Below are 20564 nucleotides of genomic sequence, written 5' to 3'. Positions count from 1 at the left end.
AAATTAATTCATTTCCAAATCGACTCTTTGATATGAAAAAAATGCTTCAGGATATGATGAAGATCCCAAAGCATGGTTGCTTTCTGAACTATATTCCTTTCCTAAAATCCATAGGTGATTTGCCAGTCATTTTTTTGAACTGGCTGTAAAAGTAATTAGGCTCCATGTAGCCGACTTTTTCAGCAATATCCTTAGCGCTATCTTCGGAGATCAACAACATATTTTTGGCATTATTAATTCTGACATGATGCAAATATTCATTGAATTGCTTTCCCAATTCAATTTTCAATCGCTTTCCTAGATATGGCGTGGAGATATGGAACTGCTGCGAAAGCTGCTGTAAGGTAAGGGGTTCCATATAGTGAACATCAATGAATTTAATCACTTTCTCCACGATATTCGTATTTTTATTCATTTTGAGCTTATGCAAAGTTTGAAGTAACATCGTAGATAATTGCAAAAAGCGCTCAACCAACTTTTCTATTGAATCCGCATTAAAAAGCTCATCCACAGACTTTTGAAGATTGCTAAAGTGCTCTAGAATCTCAAATTCCATTTCGCGAAGTTTACTCAAACATAATATGGCAAAGTCGATGAATACAGTTCGGATCATGTGAACATCTCGCACTTGTATGTCTTGTAATAGATTTCCAATACCTTCAAGTTCAGTGATAATGTCCTCATACGCTTGCTTTTCCAATAATTGATTCCAATGACTCATGCCAAGTTCCTTGGATAAGGCGTCTTTCTTTGTTTCCACATTTTTCTTCGTGTAATCTATGACTGATCCAGTATCTACGAAATATCGATAATCATACAATTCTATCGCACTTTGATAAGAATGTTGAATATCTCTCCAAAACGCACAGAGCTTGCCTATGAATGCGACGACTTGAATTTTCAGAACACTTTGCACGACAGAAACGATCTCTTCCATTCGTTTATGTAAGTTGGATTGGCTATTTCGTTCCATACCTGTGAATAAGAAAATAATTTGGCTGTTTTGATTCTCGAAAATATATACACTATGATTCTTCCCAATCGTATCTTGGGCAACATTACGAATAGCAAATGTACTTAATTGCCGCTCTGCTAACAATGGGACATTCTTTTGCCGGGTGATCGTGTCCATAACAACAACTTGAAACCCGCCATCTTGAAGATTAATGTTCAACATTTCGCACTTCTCATTGACGTCTCGAATCGAATACGTATTCATCACGATTTGATTCAGCATATTATTTTTCATGAGTAACATGCCTTCGAATATTTCCCGCGACTTCCGATATTCCGTAAGTAGGCTTTCCTGAATTTGTTGCAGTGATCGTATAAGTTCATCTTTATTTATCGGCTTTAACAAATAATTGTCTATGCCCCTCATCATAGCTTCTCGGAGATACTGAAATTCGTCGTAACCACTAATGATCAGAACCCTTGACGGGTAATCCGCGCTTCTAATCCTACGCAGAAGCTCAAGTCCTGTGCATACATCCATTTGAATATCCGTTATAACAACATCAATTCGCTTATTCGTTTGAAGAAATTCCCATGCATCTTCCCCGTCCTCGAACAAGCCTACTACTTTGAATCCCAGACTTTCCCAATCCATCATGGCGTACAAACCTTCTCGTATCAGCGGTTCATCGTCGACGATGATTACTTTTCTCATATAATGACTCATGGATTCACCTCGATTTTTGGAATAAGCAGGGTTATTTCAGTGCCTTTGCCGATCTCACTTTGAAGATCCAATCCATATTGTTCTCCAAAGATTAAACGTAATCTCGCATGCACATTCATGATTCCAACGGAAGGCGAATCTGTTGAATCGTATAATGGCTTGCCCAGCTCGAATCTGAGTCGATTCAAGTCATCTTGAGCTATTCCTTTGCCATTATCCATCACTGTAACTAAGACTAAATCATGAGCCTCTGATACCTTGATCCCAATTTCAATTTCTTTTCCTCTATTCATCGCATGTTTGAAAATATTCTCGACGATCGGCTGAACAGAAAATTTGGCGATTCGTTGATTTTGAAGATAAGATGGAAAATCGATACGAAAATGCAGTTTAGGAAAACGGAATTTTTGAAGCTTCAAATAATATTCGACGTAGTATATTTCCTCAAAAAGCGTTACGACCGTTTCTTTATTTCTAATGTTCCATCTGAAGATCTCGCTTAAACCGTAGATCGTGTCAGACAGCTCGAGATTATTTTCTTTTATGGCTTGCATGCGAAGTATTTCGAGCATATTGGATAAGAAATGCGGGTTGACCTGAGAATGCAGCAACTGTAATTCCGCTTCTTTCGATTTAATCTCAAGAATATATTCTTTTTGGATAAATTCAGTTAGTTTATGGATCAACTGATTGTAGGTACCTTCAAGAATCGTGAATTCATCTTGTTTCATTATCGTGATCGGTTGAATAAACTCGCCTGGATTGTATTTATGCATATTTCGTGTTAAAGTGTTAACCCGTTTTGATAAAACTCTAGAAATGTAGTAAGCAACGAATACGTTTAATAAGACGATAGCCGTAAGTGTTATCCATTGATTCTTTTTCATTGCCCGTATATTAGCAATCAAGTTTTCTTTGGATATCAGGATCCTAAAAACCATATCATCCATCGAATTACTAACTTGAGAAACAAAGAAATTGTCCGAAGCGAGTTGTTCCGTATCGATGATATCCTTACGCGCGTTCATCGAAATGGAGTTTCCCCACATCTGAATCCTGCCGTTAGCATTTTTTAATTCGACCATAGAATCCGATCTGAGATGATCCGTAGCTTTTTGCAGAAAGCCAGTACTCATGCTGATTATAAAATAACCAATAGGTTGACTGTTAGTAAGATCAACTGGATCGTTTACCTTTAAAACAAAGACCAGTACATTTTCAGCAGGGTTTACACTTAAACCAGATTCTCCCAATGGAACGACCTTAAGGTAGTTCTCATTTGAAAGCGATATCATTTTTTTGAAATTAGTCAATCGACTTGGATCAAAATATCTGACGAACGAAAACTTCACTTCATCCTTCATTCTAACAAACAAAATCGATTGGGTAGTCATATCCGCATAAGCCATCGACTGTAAAAATTGCTCGATCTCCGCCTTCAGCTTTAGATCTTCAACTTGAGTTGTTCCTGTGTATCTCTTGATTTTCTCCAAAACAGATTCGCTTTGACTACTATCAAAAAACAAAGAAAATACATTGGATCGTACTTGCTGTAATTTTTGATTATAACTATCCTGGATATCACGTAAATTGGTACGCGCATATTCGTACTCCCGATCTTGGATAAAATGATCTACTCGGATGATGTTCAGTTGACCACCTAACAAAATGAGGGTTGACTGAACGAATATTACAGCTATAAATACTTTTGCGAATAATGATGAGTTCATTTTCTTGATGAAGTTCTGCAAAAAATTCATACCTCCTTTGTTAATAAAAAGAAGCATCCTTTCGTTGCGAATAGCCTCTTCAAGCCCAAGCGTCGGGTAGCTAGAGAACGGCTCCAAGCCAATATTGTAATGCCGTCCAAGAACGCCCCTCTTTTAAAATGAAATGAATAAGTCCTTTTATAGAATCCCAAAAGTTTTAAAAGCTTCCGTACATAGCATGCCGTCCTGTAAGGCCTTCCTTACTAAATTCTCTCCTTCAACCTTCTCCAGAGACTTCTCAATCACTTCCTCCTCAATAGCTTGAGGAATGAACACAATACCGTCGATATCTGCAAACACATAATCCCCAGGATGGATGCGTACGCCGTCGATCTCAATCGGCTCTTGATAATTGATTAGATTAACCCGCCCCTTCGAATCCGTAGGTACCTGACCTCTTGCGGCCAAAGGAAATTTCATCTCCAAAATTTTAGCCGTATCACGGTTTAGACCATCAACGATTGCGCCTCTGCCTCCGCGTGCTCGGCATGCTGTAGAGATTAATTCGCCCCAGAACGCAGCCTCATCAGGTGCCCCTGTTGAAACGACAAACACTTCCCCAGGTGAAACCGCATCGATCGCTTCCATTTGCAATTTGTAAGGCTCCACTGGAATGGAATATACTTTGGTGGCTTGTGCTGTGAAAGAGCGGCCGCTTATTTTCAGGTTGGGATCAATCAAGCGTAGTCCTGCACCGAAGGTTTGATTGCGATAGCCTAAATCATCCAAAATGTCGCCAATAACCGCCGAATATAATTTTTGCTCCAAAAAATCGAAATCGTATCCTGCAATGGAAGTCGCTTTAGTATTTTTCATCTTTTTATCTCCTCTATCAATGTAGTTAAAATGTGAAATGTGAAATTTCAGTTTAAGTTAAAATAGAAAGGGAACTCGTTATAAGCCCCCTCCATTTTCACTTAAGTGATCAATCATATTGATCTTACTATTCCAAATGTGCTCTTCAAGCTTTGCACAGGCATCTTGTAAATCGTAACGCTTAATTGCCTGTACAATTGCGATGTGTTCGTCATGCCCCGTATAAGAACGTTCATAGCTCTGAAAGAAATAGATCCTTGCAGCATGCAGAAAACTGTTAATGGACCTATACTGCTCCAGCATACGCTGATTGTCCACAGCCTGAACAATTTCATGATGGAATCTAACATCCAATTCAAGAAAATTTTCAAAAGGAAAGGGCTCTACAGTCAATGTCTCTTTACAACTTTCAAGGATTTCTTCAAGTGTTCCAGCAAGTTTCTGCGCTTTCAACTCCGTAAGATGAGACACACACCACAGCTCAATCATTAAGCGAATTTCGGAAACCTCTTCGATATCCGAAATTTTTAAACTCGCAACAAATGTCCCTGACCGAGGCTTTACTTCCATTAGACCTTCAAGAACCAGACGATTGACCGCATCCTTCAGAGGTGTTCGACTGATGTTCATTTTTTGTGATAGGTCATTCATATCTAATCTTTGCCCACCAACAAACTCACGGTTTAAAATCTTTTTCTTAAGTAAATGATATACTTTATCTGAAAGTTCAGTATGCTCTAATTCGTACATACGCTCCCCCCTTTCACACTAAGCAGGGTAATCTGAAATTTCAGATTTCAGTTATATCTTACCGACTTCCGTAGATAAATTCAAGTAGGTTCGGCTAAAAAAATACTACTTAAATAACAATTCACGAACCCCTTTTGCCGTAACCGCCAGGCTCCCCTCGGGAATCGGATGAATGCTATCTGGTACCCATTGATGAAACTGCTCCGGATTATGCTGGAGAATCGCATTCCATTGTTCATAATGATCGATTATAGGCAGATCTCTTTCTTTTGCAACCAAGCGGTATACATCATAATAATCATTAAAAATAGGACGTACCTCCAGCGAACCTCCTACAGGAGGATTCATGGTCATCAGGACGATTTCGCAGGCAGGATTACTTGCTACAATCTGATCAATCATGGATTCTAAACGGCTTCTGCATTGATCAAGGGTCGTTTCATACGGCAAATAAGAGTCATTGATAGCAAATTCGATAAAAACCAAATCGGGCTTATGAGCGAGTACTTTTTCTGCTAAGTTGTCGATCGCCCACTGCGACCACATGGCGGCTTTCGCACTGTTGATGACAGTAGCAAGTCCCGGATAGCGCTCCTGCAGCTGAGCATTCATATCCTCCACCCAGGCTGCTCCATCGGTCAAGCTCGTTCCATACGTAATGATACACTGGCTTTTGCCAGCTTCCAGATTAGCAATTGTATTCAAATGTTGCATGTAAAACACTCCTTTATACTATAATTTCAGCGTAATGGCCTAACTGGAGTGGCGAGCAATCAAGCAGCGCTGACCTTTGTACAACTTGATTGTTATGATATTATTCGTACACACCCCATCACTTAGCGGATCAATATCGAGTTTCTCTGTTCCAAAATCGTTCTGCAGATGAAAGGTTCCCTCCCGCTCCGCGACAAGCTCCACGAACGCGAGACGTCCTTTACGAATTTCGGCTGACACCAATACGCCTTGGCCGCCTCTTAATTGAGAGAAGCTTACACCTTCTTCGCGCCATTGCTGAGGAATCGCAGGGAACAACCTAAGAAGGTTCTTGTCGCTTTGCAGCAGCATCTCCTGCAGGGCGTCTGCCGCCCCCATGTTCGATTCAAGTGTGAAAGGGCGCCCGTGATATGCGGTAATTCCCCGATTGTTGTAATCCCCGTTCAAATGAAAGCCGTTTGGCGAGCACAAATGCTCCCAGAATAGTTTTAGCTGGCAATGAGCAGCTTCTCCGTTGCCCTGAATAGTGTAGAGATTAGCCATCCAAGCGAATGAAAATCCAACCCAAGCCCCTTTGCCCAGTTGTTCCAAATCAAGGATAGTTGCATCGATGATCTGCCGTTCCCGCTCTGAGCTGTTGTATTGAATCAACCTCAACGGATAAATGGCCATTGCGTGGGATAAATGCCGATGTGATTCTTGAAGCGATTCATCTGGACTGAGCATGAGTACATGTTTGTCGTTCACAGACAGCTCCTGCAGCTGCTCAAGTACCAACTGCCATTCCGCCGCTTCCAAGTCGTATTGAAGCTGCTCCGCCCATACTGCCAACGTGCCGAAAAAATATCTCAGCAAAGCCAAGTCGTTGTTACTGTTGGGATGCAGCCACGCCTTCAGACTGTTATCATGAATTTCTGGCGAGCTGGAAAGCGGCAATACCAACTTTCCGTTATCTCCCGGCTTCAGCCAGCGCCTAATGCAGCTTGCCGTTTCCTTGAAATACACGTAGGCTTTATTTTGAAGAAAATCCTGATCTCCTGTGTATTGCCAGTAGTGATCAAAGGCTTGACAAAGCCACATTTGATTGACCAGATTCGTACTGTAATGCACCCAACCGCCAAGTGATTGACCGTCAATGCTCATAACTGATGGAAGACAGACGCCAGGTGCGTCAAAAAACTCTCGGGCAAACTTTCGACCCTGAGGTATCAAGTCCCATAAGAAATCCAGGAAGCTTTCTCCTTCTTCAAGATGATTCGCTTTCATGTAGTGCCAGTAGCTCATTTGCGTATTCAAATCATGATGATAATCACCTTTCCACGGCGGCAACAATCCATGATCGGCCGTCCATACACCCTGCAGCGGCATTGGCGGAGCCCCCTTGCGCGAGCAGGAGCCGAGGAAATAATTGGCCAAGTACCACATACGCTCACATTCCTTATCAGGAAGCGCAACAGCGCTTTTGGACCAAAATGTGTGCCACCATGCGCGATGGCTTGCTGCGGATGCCTCAAAGCCTGAATTTAGTGCTTCGAGCACCTTGCGCTTTGCATCTTCCAACCACTCGGACCCATCTGCGCTCGATGCTACCATATATGCAATCTCCATGGTTTCTGTATCGATCATCGTTTGTCCCATGACGACTGCGTAAGAGGATTCATCCGAAGTTTGCTGGTGAAACCAGCTCAACTGGCCGTTTGTTACCATGACAGCCGGAGAATAGCCGAGCAAACCAAGACTCATTTTCAATAACGATGTCGGTTTCGCTTCGCTTCCAGACTCCTCATCAGCATACTTTGGCGCAATGACCCGAATTTCTGGCAGAGAAACTGTTCCTGAAATGCGGATAAAACCGCAAGATTGATTCGCATGGAGATAGGAACTTACGCTCACACACTGCTCGCCAAATGTTAATTTCACTTCGCTCGTCGCCGTGTATAGCTGCAGATGACTTTCAATGTGATCGGCGGGCCTGCCAAAATTAAGCTCAAGTCTGCCAGCTGGAAGTTTGGTAGGCGTAGCACGATTCATATAGAATTGTTCAAATCGCTTGACAATGCCCTCATGATCATTCTTTTGCACCAGTTCAATTAAATTCGTATAGTTGTAATCTTCGGCAAGCGTCTCCTTCGCAGGCCGCTTATCCCATAAATCTCCTCTGTCCAGACTGAATCTGAGCGGAGCTCCGTCCCCCCAGATGAGACAGCCTGTCAAACCGTTGCCAAGCGGCAGTGCCTCATCCCATTTCCTAATCGGCTTCACAAAACGCAGATCGTGCAAGGAATCAGGTAACTTCATCTTGTCTTTCATCTTGGGTTCCTCCCTAACATTGGTTGCGAGTACCAATTACATAAACGGCAGTCTGCTCACATCATACCCGGTAATGGCAAGCTTCTCATTCGCTAACGCCTGCCCGTTCACTTCCAGATAGCGGATCCCCTCGCTAATCGGGCTATATTCACAAGCGAGAGTTACGTCTTCTGACTGGAATGTTGTTCGTCTCAACACTGTTCGGCGGGAGTGTGGGCTTGATATGTTTTTATCCTCAATCTGTGCTTGACTAGCCCTCTCACGAAACGCTTCAAAGCCCCCTGACTCAACTTCGCTGGAAACTTGCACGACGAAACCATTACCCGTTAACACAAATGTCTGCGGATCAAAATCCCGCGCTTCGCCTTCGTAGTTATAGAAGGACAACGTCAGATAACCATTTACTCTTTCTACTCGGACAGCGGCCTGTCTGCCATGATTGGTAAGCTGCAAAGGATGAAACGCCATATAAACGGCGCCGTCTTTGACGTAGACCGGACAAAGCTCCAGACTCTCTCCCGTCAAATCTTCCAGTTTCCGATCCCCCAGCCAGATTTCGTCAGGCTCGCTGTATGGGCATGGCATTAGGACGGTCAGCTTCAGGCTCGTTACATTCAATCGGCCAAAACGCTTCGGCTTATAAAGAACCATAGCTGTCTGCTTGTGCTGGAAAGCCAGCTTCCTCCCTTCATCCCACAAGTGATAATCCCCTGCAGATGTCGACATCCGCTCATACTCGTTCGTCTGCCCAGGCTTCTTCTCATTCACGATGTATTTAGGGTATACAGCCCGAGCATTGCGAAGGGAAGGTTCCTGTGAAGGATCGCGACGCAACAAGAGATGAAAGGAATTCGTCTGATCTCCGTTATGAAATTCATGTGTCGCTGTGCCGAGCGCGTAATCCTCCGTCATATAAGTCGTATTCGAGCCGACGCCTGCGGGATACTCAACCAAGTCCGCCGCCAAAACGGGATCGTGATCAGATGGCCCAGAATGGTCGTCCGATGAAGAAGAAAATTCGGATGTGCCTGTTATTTCATACGGATAGCGCTTGTTCAGCGCATGCTGAACCAGCTCTTCCGGGCAATGGTAGGTCGTACACATCGTAGCGGCTATCGTCACGTGCTCAAACGCCATATTATGGTGAAGCTGGTATCCTGGCTCTACATTCCGAGAAGCAAATATCGTATTGAGCGGATTGACGGGCAGCAGGTCGCCAAGCACCGAGTAAATACCAGCGTGTATCCTATGCCCCGTCGAATCCACGGTGTAAGCGCGTGTATACGGTCCGGCAACTTGCGAGGTAGGAAAATGCAAACGCGCCAATTGATCGGCCCACAGGCGCTCCTCGCATTGCAGCGCAATCAGTCTCAGTTCTGCATCCTCCAAATGTTCGGCCAAACTAGCCAATGTTTCGATTTGAATTCCCGTATAGGTAGGACTGTTGTACTCACTGACGAAACCTCTGCGCGTCAGCATACTCTTTAACTGATGCAAACGCTTCACACCGATCGCGACAATATCAGGTCGCGACAGAAGCTTGCCGCCGAGCAACGCAGTGTAGGTGCTCATGCAAGGGAAATTGTCATTGACGCCGACAAAGTCCATTTCTTCTATGGCGCATTCGTCGATGGACTCTTCCAGATAACTGAGTAGCCTATGTTTAGCTCCAGCGGTCAATCGATCGCCATATTTCATGATAAGTTGTATGACAATCTTCGGTGCGAAGTGACAATGATGATAGTTGCTCGTTTCAATAATAATGTTCCCCGTCGCGCGAGCGCGCTCTGAGCCTTCAGCCAGGAACGTATACCCAAACCATAATCGCTCCCGAATACCGAATACTGTATCGGGGCCTGTATACTGGCCTTCCGCATTGAAATCGTGCAAATGATAGCGGACGAGCAGACCAAGAATCTGGTCTGCTCTCTCCTTTTGCCCTTGTAAGTCATAATATGTCTTTTCCATGTGTACTCCCTCCTACATCTATCAACAGCCGCAAGCGCGGAATTAATATCTGCTTTAGTGTTCCAATCCCTCAGTCAGCATGAGCAGCGTCATGGATTGACCATACGGCATCGGGCAAATTGGAATATCGCGATACTCCTGCAACGTGCGCCCCATCCCAGTCCCGTAAGATACGCCGTTCACTACGCCTTCCGCATCAATTTGAGATACGACAGCGGCGTACGCTTTGGAGCCGACTTCTCTGTAGGACTCAGGCAGGTAGCCCTTTCTTACCGCCTTCAAGATGCCATAGGCAAAAGCAGCCGTGGCCGATGTTTCCGTATAGGAATTCGGATCGTCTAGCAGCGTATGCCACATGCCGTCCTCCGCTTGCAGCTCGGCAAGCTTCGCCGCTTGTTGCTCCAGCGCGGAGAGCAGCAAACGTTCAACCGGCTTTGGAAGCTCCACCATTTCCAGATAATCGACGAGCCCTGCCGTGTACCAGGAATTACCGCGCGCCCACAACGCATCTGCAAAGTGATGACGACCGTTAAAGGTCCAACCGTGAAACAGCAATCCTGTGCGTCGGTCGGTCAAATATTTGAGATGCATTAGGAATTGATACACGCTTTCGTCGATAAAAGATTGCTCATTCAGCAACAGACCCATGCGGCACACGAACAGCACGGTCATGTAAAGCGTATCGTCCCAGACTTCGCCTTCATTTAAATGACCAGAGACAACGTGCTGTATGCCGCCTTCTTCCGTTCTTGGCATTTCCTTCACCGCATATTCAGCCCATTCACGGCAAAGTGCCATGTAATCTTCACGCCCTGTTTCTTCGGCGAGGAAGCTTAGCGTCAGCATCGGACACATGGTATTAACATTTTTGGAAGGAAGTCCTTCGGCAATTCTGCGATCAAACCAGTCGATCAAATACTGCTTGATATCTTGTCTTGTCGTCTGGCGATAATATAAGTAAAGGGAAAATAACCCCACACCCTGCGGCCACTCCCAGTTCTCCATGGAAATAATACCGATCGGGCACGTTTCTTCTACAGCGCCGCCTTGCAAATGCTTGAGCTGCCCAATGACTTTTTCAATGATTGCGTGGGTTTCCATTTTGTTAAGATCGATTGTTGTATGCATTACGCTTCACCGCTTTCTAATTTATGGGGGTCGATCACAATCTCTACCAGCTTCGTGTCTCCTTCAAACAATGCTGCACTCCTGATTTCCATGTAACTTTCTCGTGGAACTTCTCCGTCTTTATAAGAAGCCTCTACAAGCCTTAAGTGAGTTGCCACTTCTGTTGCTTTACTCAAGCTGCTAATGCCTTCTGCATAATATATCGCCCAGCCTACTTCTAACCTTGCTTGCTGTAACAGTTTCGTTTCACCTGCATATAACATCTGCCTCAAGCGGAGCGTGTCTCCTTCCAGAACGGGATGAATCACAGGTACTTGGCGAGCAGTCTCGCCATAAGCAATGCCTTGAAGCGGTGCGATCAATACGGCCGAATGCGGATATTGGAGGATGGTCCATTGGCGTCCATCAGCGCCAGCTACTGTGCGCACTTCCCCTGACCAACCATTCACAACCCACTCATCGGCAAGCTCGCTTGCTTCGTTATGAATTCGGCTCATGCTGCGCACAACCAATACCGCGTGGTTCTGCTGAGCCGACCTGAGCTGGGTATCGGGGTACCACGATTCCTTGAACAGCGCTGGACCTAAATAAGCTTTCTGGTAAGACGCTGGATGTGTTCTTACACGTTCACCATCATGTGCATACCAGCGCAGATAAGAGACCTGGTGACCTTCTACCGCCAGCGATACCGGATACGATTGCCAAGCTAAGCCCCAAGTTGACCATTGATAAGATCCCGCGATAACTGGGAAGCGGTTAACACTGCCAAGTCGGCCAGTAACGCCGATCCAGGTATTTGCATAGCTCGAATCCATGATCCGTTCTGCACGGCTTCGTGGGGCCGGTAGCTTCAGGACCTCGCTCTCCTGCAGCAGCTCTTCCTCGAACAACAGATAGGTCAATCCGTTCCATAGACTCACATCTGACCTCGCTTCTATCGAGTACGGCACCCCTAGCCCAGCGATTCTCCACATCAGGCTACTCGGATGAAGCTCACCTTCCGTATTATAGCTGCGGATCGTAGGAACAAATTCGAAGCCATCATGGAAACGAACATAATTAATTAAGTCTTCCATCACAGATTGAATTCTCTCGTGCACATCGCGATTATTAGCTGACAATGATACATTAGCAATGCGGAGTGCATTCAGTGTGATCTGAATATAAATCAGGCTGATATTCTCTCCCCAGCCCCATCCTCTTCGATCGGTATAATCGAGCCATTGCTCGAAGAAAGTCACGCCTGCTGTAGCGGAATGCGGCAAGCGACGAATTCGCGCAATCGCTAGCAACAGCGCGCCGTCGCTTACGATTTTGTTCGTATAATAGAAGATCGGTTCCTTTAATTCATGCTCGAACCAAGCGGCACCGTGATCCATCATGCGATCCAGCACCTCACGATGAGTCGCTGGCACAAGATCTTCCAAGTAGAGCCTTAGCACGACAAGCGGCATGAGAATAAAGAACGCTGCATTCGAATCGTTGACCCGTGTCTCTTCCCGATACCAGCGAAAGGCTCCATAATGCGGTTTTTGCTTGTCGGTAAATTGCAATTCTGCAAGTGCTTGTAGAATGTGCAAGCCTTCCTTCTCATCCAGCTCACCTAAAGCTGTACCAACAACGTAATATGCTGCAGTTGTTCTACCGCAATGCGCCTCTAGAGCCTTAGAAGCCTCGGCTGTATGTCCCGGCTTGCCAATATTCACTAGTCCGTCCACTACATTCAGGTTGCTGCAGCCATATTGCTCCCACATTTCCCGCCAAACTTGATCTGTTGGGATGTTCATGTATAGGTCTCTCCTCTCCTGTTAATAATCTCCTTCATTTTCTACATATTCAAAATAATCAAAATCAGCATAACCATGTTTACCAGAGAGGTCTTGGCAACACATCCCTACAAAAGCGCCAGTATAACGGCCCTCGTTGCAGTATTCATCCGACAACTTACTGGCATCCATGACAGGGCCAAGAGCGATCCATTCTTGTTCATCGTTCGAATAATAAAATTGCAATTTATTGTAGTCCACGCGAACCCGCATATAGCAACGCTCCCACCCAGAAATGCAGATATCTTGCGGAAGTGGATAGACCAGCTGATTGTTATCGCTATGCAGAATGCCCAAACATTTACCTTGCTCCTCGTCGTGGGTAATATACAAGTAGAAATAATTCTGACTATCATACAGACAAATCAGCCCTGCAGCCTGTCGATAGGATTCCGGTTCAAATTCCAGACAGATGGAAGCTGTATAGGCAAAAGACTGCTGACGCCGCGCAACCAAAGCCTGATGATGCTTGGAACTTAATGACTCCTTGCCCTTCAATCGTAAATAGCCGGGGCGCTCCTTCAATGACAAAGACTCCTCCCCAAGTGGGATTCGTAAGCTTTGAAAGTGAAGATCTAAATCCTCTTGATCGAAATCATCTCTGCTCGGTTCGGGTTCCCACATATGCTCAGGCAGATCAGGCGCAGGGACAAGCACCTGCGGTTCGTTCCCTCCGGCTTCTAACCTCAGCCAGTGATCTTCTGTCCAAACCATTTTCTGAATTGACGTCTCCCTGCCCAACGTGCATCTACCGCTATTCGGAATAGGTCTTCCGCATAAATGCGCCATATACCATTCACCGGTAGGAGTTTCCACCAGATCACCGTGACCAGCCTTTTGCAACTCCAACCTAGGGTCAAATCTTGAAGTCAGAATCGGATTTTGCGGATCAACCTCATACGGTCCGGTTAGTTCGCGAGAACGAGCCATCGTTACGGCATGATTCAAGCCTGTACCGCCTTCTGCTGTAAGCAGATAATAGTAGCCGTTCCGATTGAATAAATGTGCTCCTTCTGTAAATCCTAGTGAGGTGCCTTGGAAAATGTTATGAACAGGACCAATGAGACATTGCTCTTCCACGGAATATTCTTGCAGAAGAATACCGCCAAAACGGTTCTTTCCTCTCCGATGGTCGAATACCATGTTCATCAGCCACTTACGACCATCCTCATCATGAAAAAGGGATGGATCAAAGCCCGTACTATTTAAATAAACGGGCTCAGACCATTCACCCGATATATCGTCCGTCGTTATAAGATAATTAGGCGTATCTTTGTAAGCGCCATTATCTGTTTTTACATTCGTATAGATAAGATAGAAAATCCCATTGTCATAGCTCAGACACGGAGCCCATACCCCTCCGGAACTCTGAACACCTCTCATATCCAGTTGTGAAATCCTATTTAATGGATGTGCGATCAACTTCCAATGGACTAGATCTTTGGAATGATGGATTTGCACACCTGGAAACCACTCGAAGGTGGAGGTTGCAATATAATAATCACTGCCGACTCTCAGAATGGAAGGGTCTGGGTTAAAGCCCTTTAGAATCGGATTTTGAATGTATCTCATAGCGGTGGCCTCCGTATGCAGTTGAATCTGAAATTTGAACGGCCTCCGTCCCATGGATTTCAGGACAAAGGCCGCTTAATTGATATTATTATTTAAACTGCTGGCTTACTTCTTATTTGCCGCTACCCAAGCGTCCAGTTGCTTCTGTTTCTCAGCAATGATTTTATCCATGCCTGCAGCTTTCAACTCTTTATTCATCGTAGCCAGTGTAGTGTCTACATCCATCATACCGTAAGACAAGCCGAGCATATATTTATCAGTAACGGTTTTAGCCTGTGCAAGCTCCGCTTTGACTGGCTCCGCATCGAAGGAGAAGCCCATAATTCTGGAAGACTTCGCGCTTTTGTTTAGTTGATCTGTCTTCTGTGGAATATCCGCAGCAACCCCTGGCAGCAGGTAAGCGTTCAACTGGTCACCGAGCATCCAGGCTACGTTCGTCGCGTATCCGGAATCTGGAATCAATTCGATTGTATTATCTCCCGTTTTCTTGTAGTTCTTGCCTTCAAGTCCATAAAGGACCATGTTGTATAGCTGCTTGTCGGTGTTCATCAATTCCAGGAACATCATAGCCCGCTCCGGATTTTTGGAAGTGCGGCTGATCGCCTGCATCGTGCCAGTTACGGAACCTGTGGTAACGATTGGCTCCCCCATAGTCGCAAACGCAGGGTCGTAATTGTAGCGAGCTTTCGTTTCCGCTTCTACGCCAGGTTTGTAAGTTCCAAGCCCGCCGCTAAGAATTTTGCCGCTTTTGGTAAGCTCAGTTGGGTCTTTCACCAAAGCCAAATCTTTATTGATATAGCCTTTATCCGCCCAGCTTTTCATCAATTTCACGAAGTTAACGAACGCCGGTTGTTCATATTGATTGATGACTTTATAGTCGGAGCCTGCTGCTTCGATCGCTCCTGGTGATCCGTCTGAACCTAACGTTTCCAATTTCATATAATTCTGGGTATCAATAGCGGTGAGAGGCGTGCCTGACGTAATGAATTTGTCTGCGCCTTCGCCGGCCTTCATTTTGGCAAAAGCTGGCTCCAGATCTTCCATTTTCTTAATCGCGTTGACGTCGATGCCATACTTATCGACCATATCTTTCCTGAAACTAATGACGGACTGACGAGCTGCGATTTGGTAGTTAGGGAATCCGTACACTTTATTGTTGACTTTCATCGCGTTCCAGAAGCTAGGCGGAATTTGAGCATATGCTTTCGGCGCATATTTCGTCAGCAATTCGTCCATCGGAAGGAAGGCGCCTTTGGCAACGTTATCATAAAACTGGTAGCCTGCGGCAGTGAACATGATATCGAAGTCCTCGCCCGAAGCAATCATTAGCTTTGTCTTCTCCACATAAGCTGCAGCCTCAATAAACTGAATATCTAGCGTTGCATTAATCTTTTCTTTCAAAATTTTGTTAACCTCGGTCAATACCGCTTCTCCCTCTTTTTGCGCTGGAATGCGGAGCACCCACTTGAGCTTAACCGGAGCTAGTGTTGCTGCAGTCGGCGTCGCAGCGACTTTGGTAGACGAAGACGGCGTAGTCGTCGCTTCATTCTTACTATCCTTTGCACAGCCCACCAAGCTAGTTGCCGCTACCAATACTACTGTCATCATCGTAAGAGTTTTAAACATTTTCATTCTTAACAACTCCCCTGGTTTTTTATGATATCAGATTTGATTCGAGATCAAATCGTTGATATTACCCTTTGACTGCTCCGGCAGTAATGCCTCTGACAAAATATTTTTGAAAAAAAGGAAATACGAACATCATCGGACCCGCTGCGATAACGGCCATCGCCATTTTCGCGCTGTCTGTAGGGAAATCTTGAGCACCAAGGCTAAATCCACTTTGTGCGTCTTTCATCATAATGTCGGCATTCATTAAAATTTTATACAGCAAAAACTGCAGCATATATTTGCTCTCTGTGTCGATGTAGATCATTGAACGGGTCCACTCGTTCCAGAAGCCGAGGGTCATCATCAGTCCAACTGTCGCGAGCGCCGGTTTGGACATTGGAAGAACGATTTGCCAGAAAATGCGCATTTCACTGCACCCGTCGATACTCGCCGACTCCAACACTTCCTCCGGCAAATCGAAGAAAAATGTACGCAGCAGGATAATATTCCATGCGGAGACGAGACCTGGAAGGATGAGTATCCAATACGTATCCTTGAGCATATAATATTTAGTAAATACGATATAGCTTGGAATCAGCCCGGCTGAGAACAGCATCGAGAAGAAAACTAGAAAGCCGATAACGCCGGCAAGTTTATAATCTTTACGGGACAGCGCATAAGAGATCATGGCCGTCAACAGCAAACCTACAACAGTTCCGACGATCGTGACGAACAACGTCGTGCCATAGGATGTAAGAATAAGCTTAGGCGTTTGGAAAATAAATCGATACGCGGCTGAGCTCCATAAGTTCGGGAACAGACTGTACCCTCGCTCCACAAGACTTTTGGAGTCACTTATAGAGATAATCACCACCAACAACATCGGTATTACACAGCTTAACGCCAGCAGCGTAAATACGATGTGCGTAATCCAGTTGTTCGGGCGTATTCCACGCTTTTTTACAGCTGACATCATTCTGCTTTCCTCCTTCTAGAACATGGACCTTTCCCGGCCATATCTGTACCGGATGAAAAAGTTGGCGCCTAATACAAGTGCGAACCCGGCGATCGACTGAAATAAACCTGCCGCAGCGCCCATTCCTAAATCTGCCGCCCCGCGCAATGCGCTGTATACATACGTATCCAGAACAGACGAGACACCCATCAAAGACGGTGAATCCATCGGCACCAGGAAGAACTGTCCGAAATCCGCATTGAAGATTCGGCCCAACGCCCCAAGGAAACTGATTAAAATAATAGGCCGCAAAGCCGGAATCGTAATTTTCATCGCCATCTGGAACCTGTTCGCTCCATCAATAGATGCCGCTTCATAATAAGCGGGATCAATAGATAAAACGTAGGCGTAATTCAACAGGGTCGTGTATCCCATAATTTTCCAAAAGTGCAAAATGACATGAATCCAAAACCAGTACTGCGGTTCGAAATACCATTCCACTCCCGAAAACCCCAACCCATGTAAAATGCTGTTCACCATCCCCTTACTGTTATCCAGCAAGGCAAACACAATATAAGTAACAATCGTCCAGGAAAGAAAATACGGCAAAAATATGGCGGTTTGATATACTTTCAACAATTTCCTGCTCAATACTTCATTTAAGAGTATCGCCAACAGAACACTTCCGCCAATACTCGTTATAATGAAAACGGCGTTGTAGACAAGTGTGTTTTTGAGTGCCAACAAGGCGTCGGAAGTTGAAAAAATAAACGTAAAGTTTTTAAGTCCGACCCAGGGACTGCCAAAAATACCATCGATAAAATTGTAGTTTTTAAAGGCGAGTACAATCCCTGGCAATGGTACAAAATTAAATACAATTAGAAGCACCAGTGCCGGAAGCGCTAATAATGTAAAGTCTACATTTTTTCGCAGTTTACTTCTGCGAGATACCTTTTTCACGCTCGGCACCGTTTTGGATATTGCGGTTGTTTCCATACTTTATACCTCCTCCTCGTTTTCTTTGCTGCAACTCCACAAACCGAATATACCGCCGAACGCACAATTGCACCACTGTTCAATCCCATATTCTTGTTTTGAGGACTGTACGATTTCAAGAAAACTGTCCAATTCCACAAAAAAAAAGAAAAACAACACCTTTTGAGTGTCATTTCTCCAGTTTGTTCATGATTTCTATGTCTACGCGATAGGCTTTAGGCGTGGTACCGAACCTGCGTTTAAACAGTTTATAGAAGCTGCTTTCATTATTGAAGCCGGTTCTTTCCATAATCTCGGTGATACTGAGCTCCGTCTGAAGCAGCAACTCGGCTGACTTGTCCAGTCGAATATTATGAATAAAGTCCATGACGGACCAACCGACCGATTCCTTAAAGATCGTGCCCAGATAGCCTTGGGACAGCTTGAATTCTATCGCGATGCCTTTCAAGCTTAGATCTTCCGTAAAATGATCCTGAACGTAGCGTTTAATCGATTCAACCAAAGCATCGTGACGCGTTTCCACAAGCGGTTTCTGATCCGCAATTTTCATGATATCCTCATAAAATTTGCTCTTGAGATCATCGATGGATTCAAAGGTAGCCATCCGCAAGTAGAAATCTTTCATGGAGATTGGAATTTTCTCAATTCTCGTTTTGTTCAGCATATCGAACGCCTTGCCCAGCGCCAAGGAAAAGCGGGTCATGGACAGCATGAAGCTTTCGATGTCCCCTTTGGACGACACTTCAATGAATTGATCGAACAGTGATTTAGCTCCATCCCCGTCTCCTGCGCGAATCGACTCTAAGATTCGTTCTTCCAGCTTCTCGTCATAGGTAACCGTCATTTGCTCATGAAGATCCAAAACAGCAGGATGAAGAATCGCTTCACGGCTGTAGATCACACTGTATTTCAGCAAAAGTGATGCCGTACGGTACGAGTGAATGAGTGCTTCGACACCTTGTACATACCCACCGAGGAAGGCGGAGAGGGTAATGCCCGTAAACTCTTTCACTGTATGTTGAAGTAGCTTAATTTTCTCTTCCCAGGAGATAATGGGCTTTCCATCTGGTAGGAAGACAAGCAAAATGAACTGTCCTTCCCCGATATAGATGGCCTTTGCCGTTTGGCCCGAATCAAGAACCTCCTCGGCTACATTCATTATAATAAACCGATAAGCCTTTTTCCGGTCGGCGTCCATGGTATCGAACTGCTCACGCCGATCAATCTTCAGCAGAATCAGCATCATTTCGCGATCAAGCATATTGCCGAACACAGAGGAAAACTCGCCGGTTAGCTGATTAGCGATGGAGTTATTTTCCATCAACACCGCTTTAACGTAGTTTTCCAACAGAATCGTGTCCGCAGACTGTTTATAGCTGTTAAAGTCGTTCAACAATCCTTTATTTTTTTGAAATACGTCCGAAAGAAGCTTAACCTCGTCGACGAGTTGCCCCTTATTCTCAACTTTGCTCCTTGGCCCGATGACTTCGCGAAACACTCGACCGAAGGGGAGGTAGATGCGATAAGCGATAAAGCCTGCGGCGGCGAGGGCAAAAAGCGCTATGGCCAGCGTAATCTGCAGCACGACTTTACGCACGAATTGCAGCGACTGGTACAGAAACTCATTGGATTCTTCTACCACAAGCACCCAGTTGGTTTCAGGCATCCAGAGATAGGTAATAATTTTTTGATCCTTCTGCGCTCCCGTCTCAAAACTGCCCGCTTCTTGATTCGTCTCCATAATTTTGTGAACCAGTTCGGTGTTAAGCACATCCAGATTGCGAATTTGCTGGGAATCGTCAATAAATGTTCGGCTCGTTTTATCAATAATGTAAGCTTTATTATTCTGCCCCTTAAGCTTGCTTAACGTGTCGCATAACCAAGCCGCGTCAATATTCACGCCCAATGCTCTGGATAATTTGTTGTCACTGTCAGTTTGAAAATAAAAATACGTAAAAACCGTGGCGCTAGTGTTATAAGCCTCCTGAGGAAGCACTCTGGGTATCGGTGTCAAGACTGCCGTGGTCCTGTAGTTTTGAATCGCATTCACAAAGAAAGAATCCTTCTGTACCATTGAACTAAGCGTTGAATAGTAATTTCCCGTGGTTCCGCTATAGAGTGTATCCGAATGAAAGATAGGATTGATTTCAAACGATTTTCTGATTAACTCCATGTACCCGAACATTTCGAAATACTCGAGATTCTTCTTCTCAAATAATGCTGCAAGAGCAGGATCGTCTAGCTGGCGGAACGTGAACGCTTTCACATCCTCATTCATTCGCTTGATGGTATTGCTGATAATGCGCAGCTCCTTGCTGTTTTCTTCATAGGTCCGCTGCGTAACAATGCCTTCAAAACTTTTGAATGCCGTTATGGAGAACCCTCCAAGTACGACCAGCAGCAGCACTGAAAGCAATACTATGATGTTAACGAACGTCCTGCTGATACTCCACCTAAACATGTCATGC

General features: G+C 45.0%; 14 protein-coding genes. All 14 read right to left on the bottom strand.

Annotation, left to right across the window (positions count from 1 at the left end; all coding sequences use genetic code 11):
• Positions 1-88 precede the first annotated feature (88 nt).
• The gene (locus AC58UX_RS01885; RefSeq protein WP_497249161.1) at positions 89-1669 is read right to left on the bottom strand and encodes a response regulator transcription factor; all 1581 of its coding nucleotides are present in this window, start codon (positions 1667-1669) and stop codon (positions 89-91) included.
• Between the two features lie 8 nt (positions 1670-1677).
• Positions 1678-3432 carry a sensor histidine kinase gene (locus AC58UX_RS01880; RefSeq protein WP_497249159.1) on the bottom strand — a complete coding sequence of 585 codons (1755 nt, stop codon included), beginning with the start codon at positions 3430-3432 and terminating at the stop codon, positions 1678-1680.
• Positions 3433-3588: 156 nt separating this feature from the next.
• Positions 3589-4266 (bottom strand): RraA family protein, encoded by a 678-nt coding sequence (locus AC58UX_RS01875; protein ID WP_497249157.1) that lies wholly within the window; start codon positions 4264-4266, stop codon positions 3589-3591.
• Positions 4267-4344: 78 nt separating this feature from the next.
• Positions 4345-5016 (bottom strand): GntR family transcriptional regulator, encoded by a 672-nt coding sequence (locus AC58UX_RS01870; protein WP_497249155.1) that lies wholly within the window; start codon positions 5014-5016, stop codon positions 4345-4347.
• A gap of 105 nt (positions 5017-5121) precedes the next feature.
• Positions 5122-5730, bottom strand: a complete 609-nt coding sequence (locus AC58UX_RS01865) for an SGNH/GDSL hydrolase family protein (protein ID WP_497249153.1) — start codon at positions 5728-5730, stop codon at positions 5122-5124.
• Between the two features lie 39 nt (positions 5731-5769).
• A complete protein-coding gene (locus tag AC58UX_RS01860) occupies positions 5770-8040 on the bottom strand; it encodes a glycosyl hydrolase family 95 catalytic domain-containing protein (RefSeq protein WP_497249151.1) in 2271 nt (756 codons plus the stop codon).
• A gap of 36 nt (positions 8041-8076) precedes the next feature.
• Positions 8077-10008: a DUF8769 domain-containing protein gene (locus tag AC58UX_RS01855; protein ID WP_497249149.1), complete on the bottom strand. Its 1932-nt coding sequence runs from the start codon at positions 10006-10008 to the stop codon at positions 8077-8079.
• Between the two features lie 54 nt (positions 10009-10062).
• A complete protein-coding gene (gene bglB / locus AC58UX_RS01850; RefSeq protein WP_497249147.1) occupies positions 10063-11136 on the bottom strand; it encodes a beta-galactosidase BglB in 1074 nt (357 codons plus the stop codon).
• Positions 11136-12923 (bottom strand): hypothetical protein, encoded by a 1788-nt coding sequence (locus AC58UX_RS01845; RefSeq protein ID WP_497249145.1) that lies wholly within the window; start codon positions 12921-12923, stop codon positions 11136-11138. The genes bglB and AC58UX_RS01845 overlap by 1 nt, the downstream gene beginning before the upstream one ends.
• Before the next feature lie 21 nt (positions 12924-12944).
• The gene (locus AC58UX_RS01840) at positions 12945-14534 is read right to left on the bottom strand and encodes a glycoside hydrolase family 43 protein (RefSeq protein WP_497249143.1); all 1590 of its coding nucleotides are present in this window, start codon (positions 14532-14534) and stop codon (positions 12945-12947) included.
• Positions 14535-14639: 105 nt separating this feature from the next.
• The gene (locus tag AC58UX_RS01835) at positions 14640-16166 is read right to left on the bottom strand and encodes an ABC transporter substrate-binding protein (RefSeq protein WP_497249141.1); all 1527 of its coding nucleotides are present in this window, start codon (positions 16164-16166) and stop codon (positions 14640-14642) included.
• 61 nt (positions 16167-16227) lie between these two features.
• A complete protein-coding gene (locus AC58UX_RS01830; protein ID WP_497249139.1) occupies positions 16228-17118 on the bottom strand; it encodes a carbohydrate ABC transporter permease in 891 nt (296 codons plus the stop codon).
• 18 nt (positions 17119-17136) lie between these two features.
• Positions 17137-18096, bottom strand: coding sequence for an ABC transporter permease subunit (locus AC58UX_RS01825; RefSeq protein WP_497249137.1), 960 nt, complete (start codon positions 18094-18096; stop codon positions 17137-17139).
• A gap of 169 nt (positions 18097-18265) precedes the next feature.
• Positions 18266-20557 (bottom strand): helix-turn-helix domain-containing protein, encoded by a 2292-nt coding sequence (locus AC58UX_RS01820; protein ID WP_497249135.1) that lies wholly within the window; start codon positions 20555-20557, stop codon positions 18266-18268.
• Between the last annotated feature and the right edge of the window lie 7 nt (positions 20558-20564).

It is taken from the genome of Paenibacillus sp. J22P90, assembly GCF_059692195.1.
This window is presented reverse-complemented; position numbering and strand designations above follow the sequence as displayed.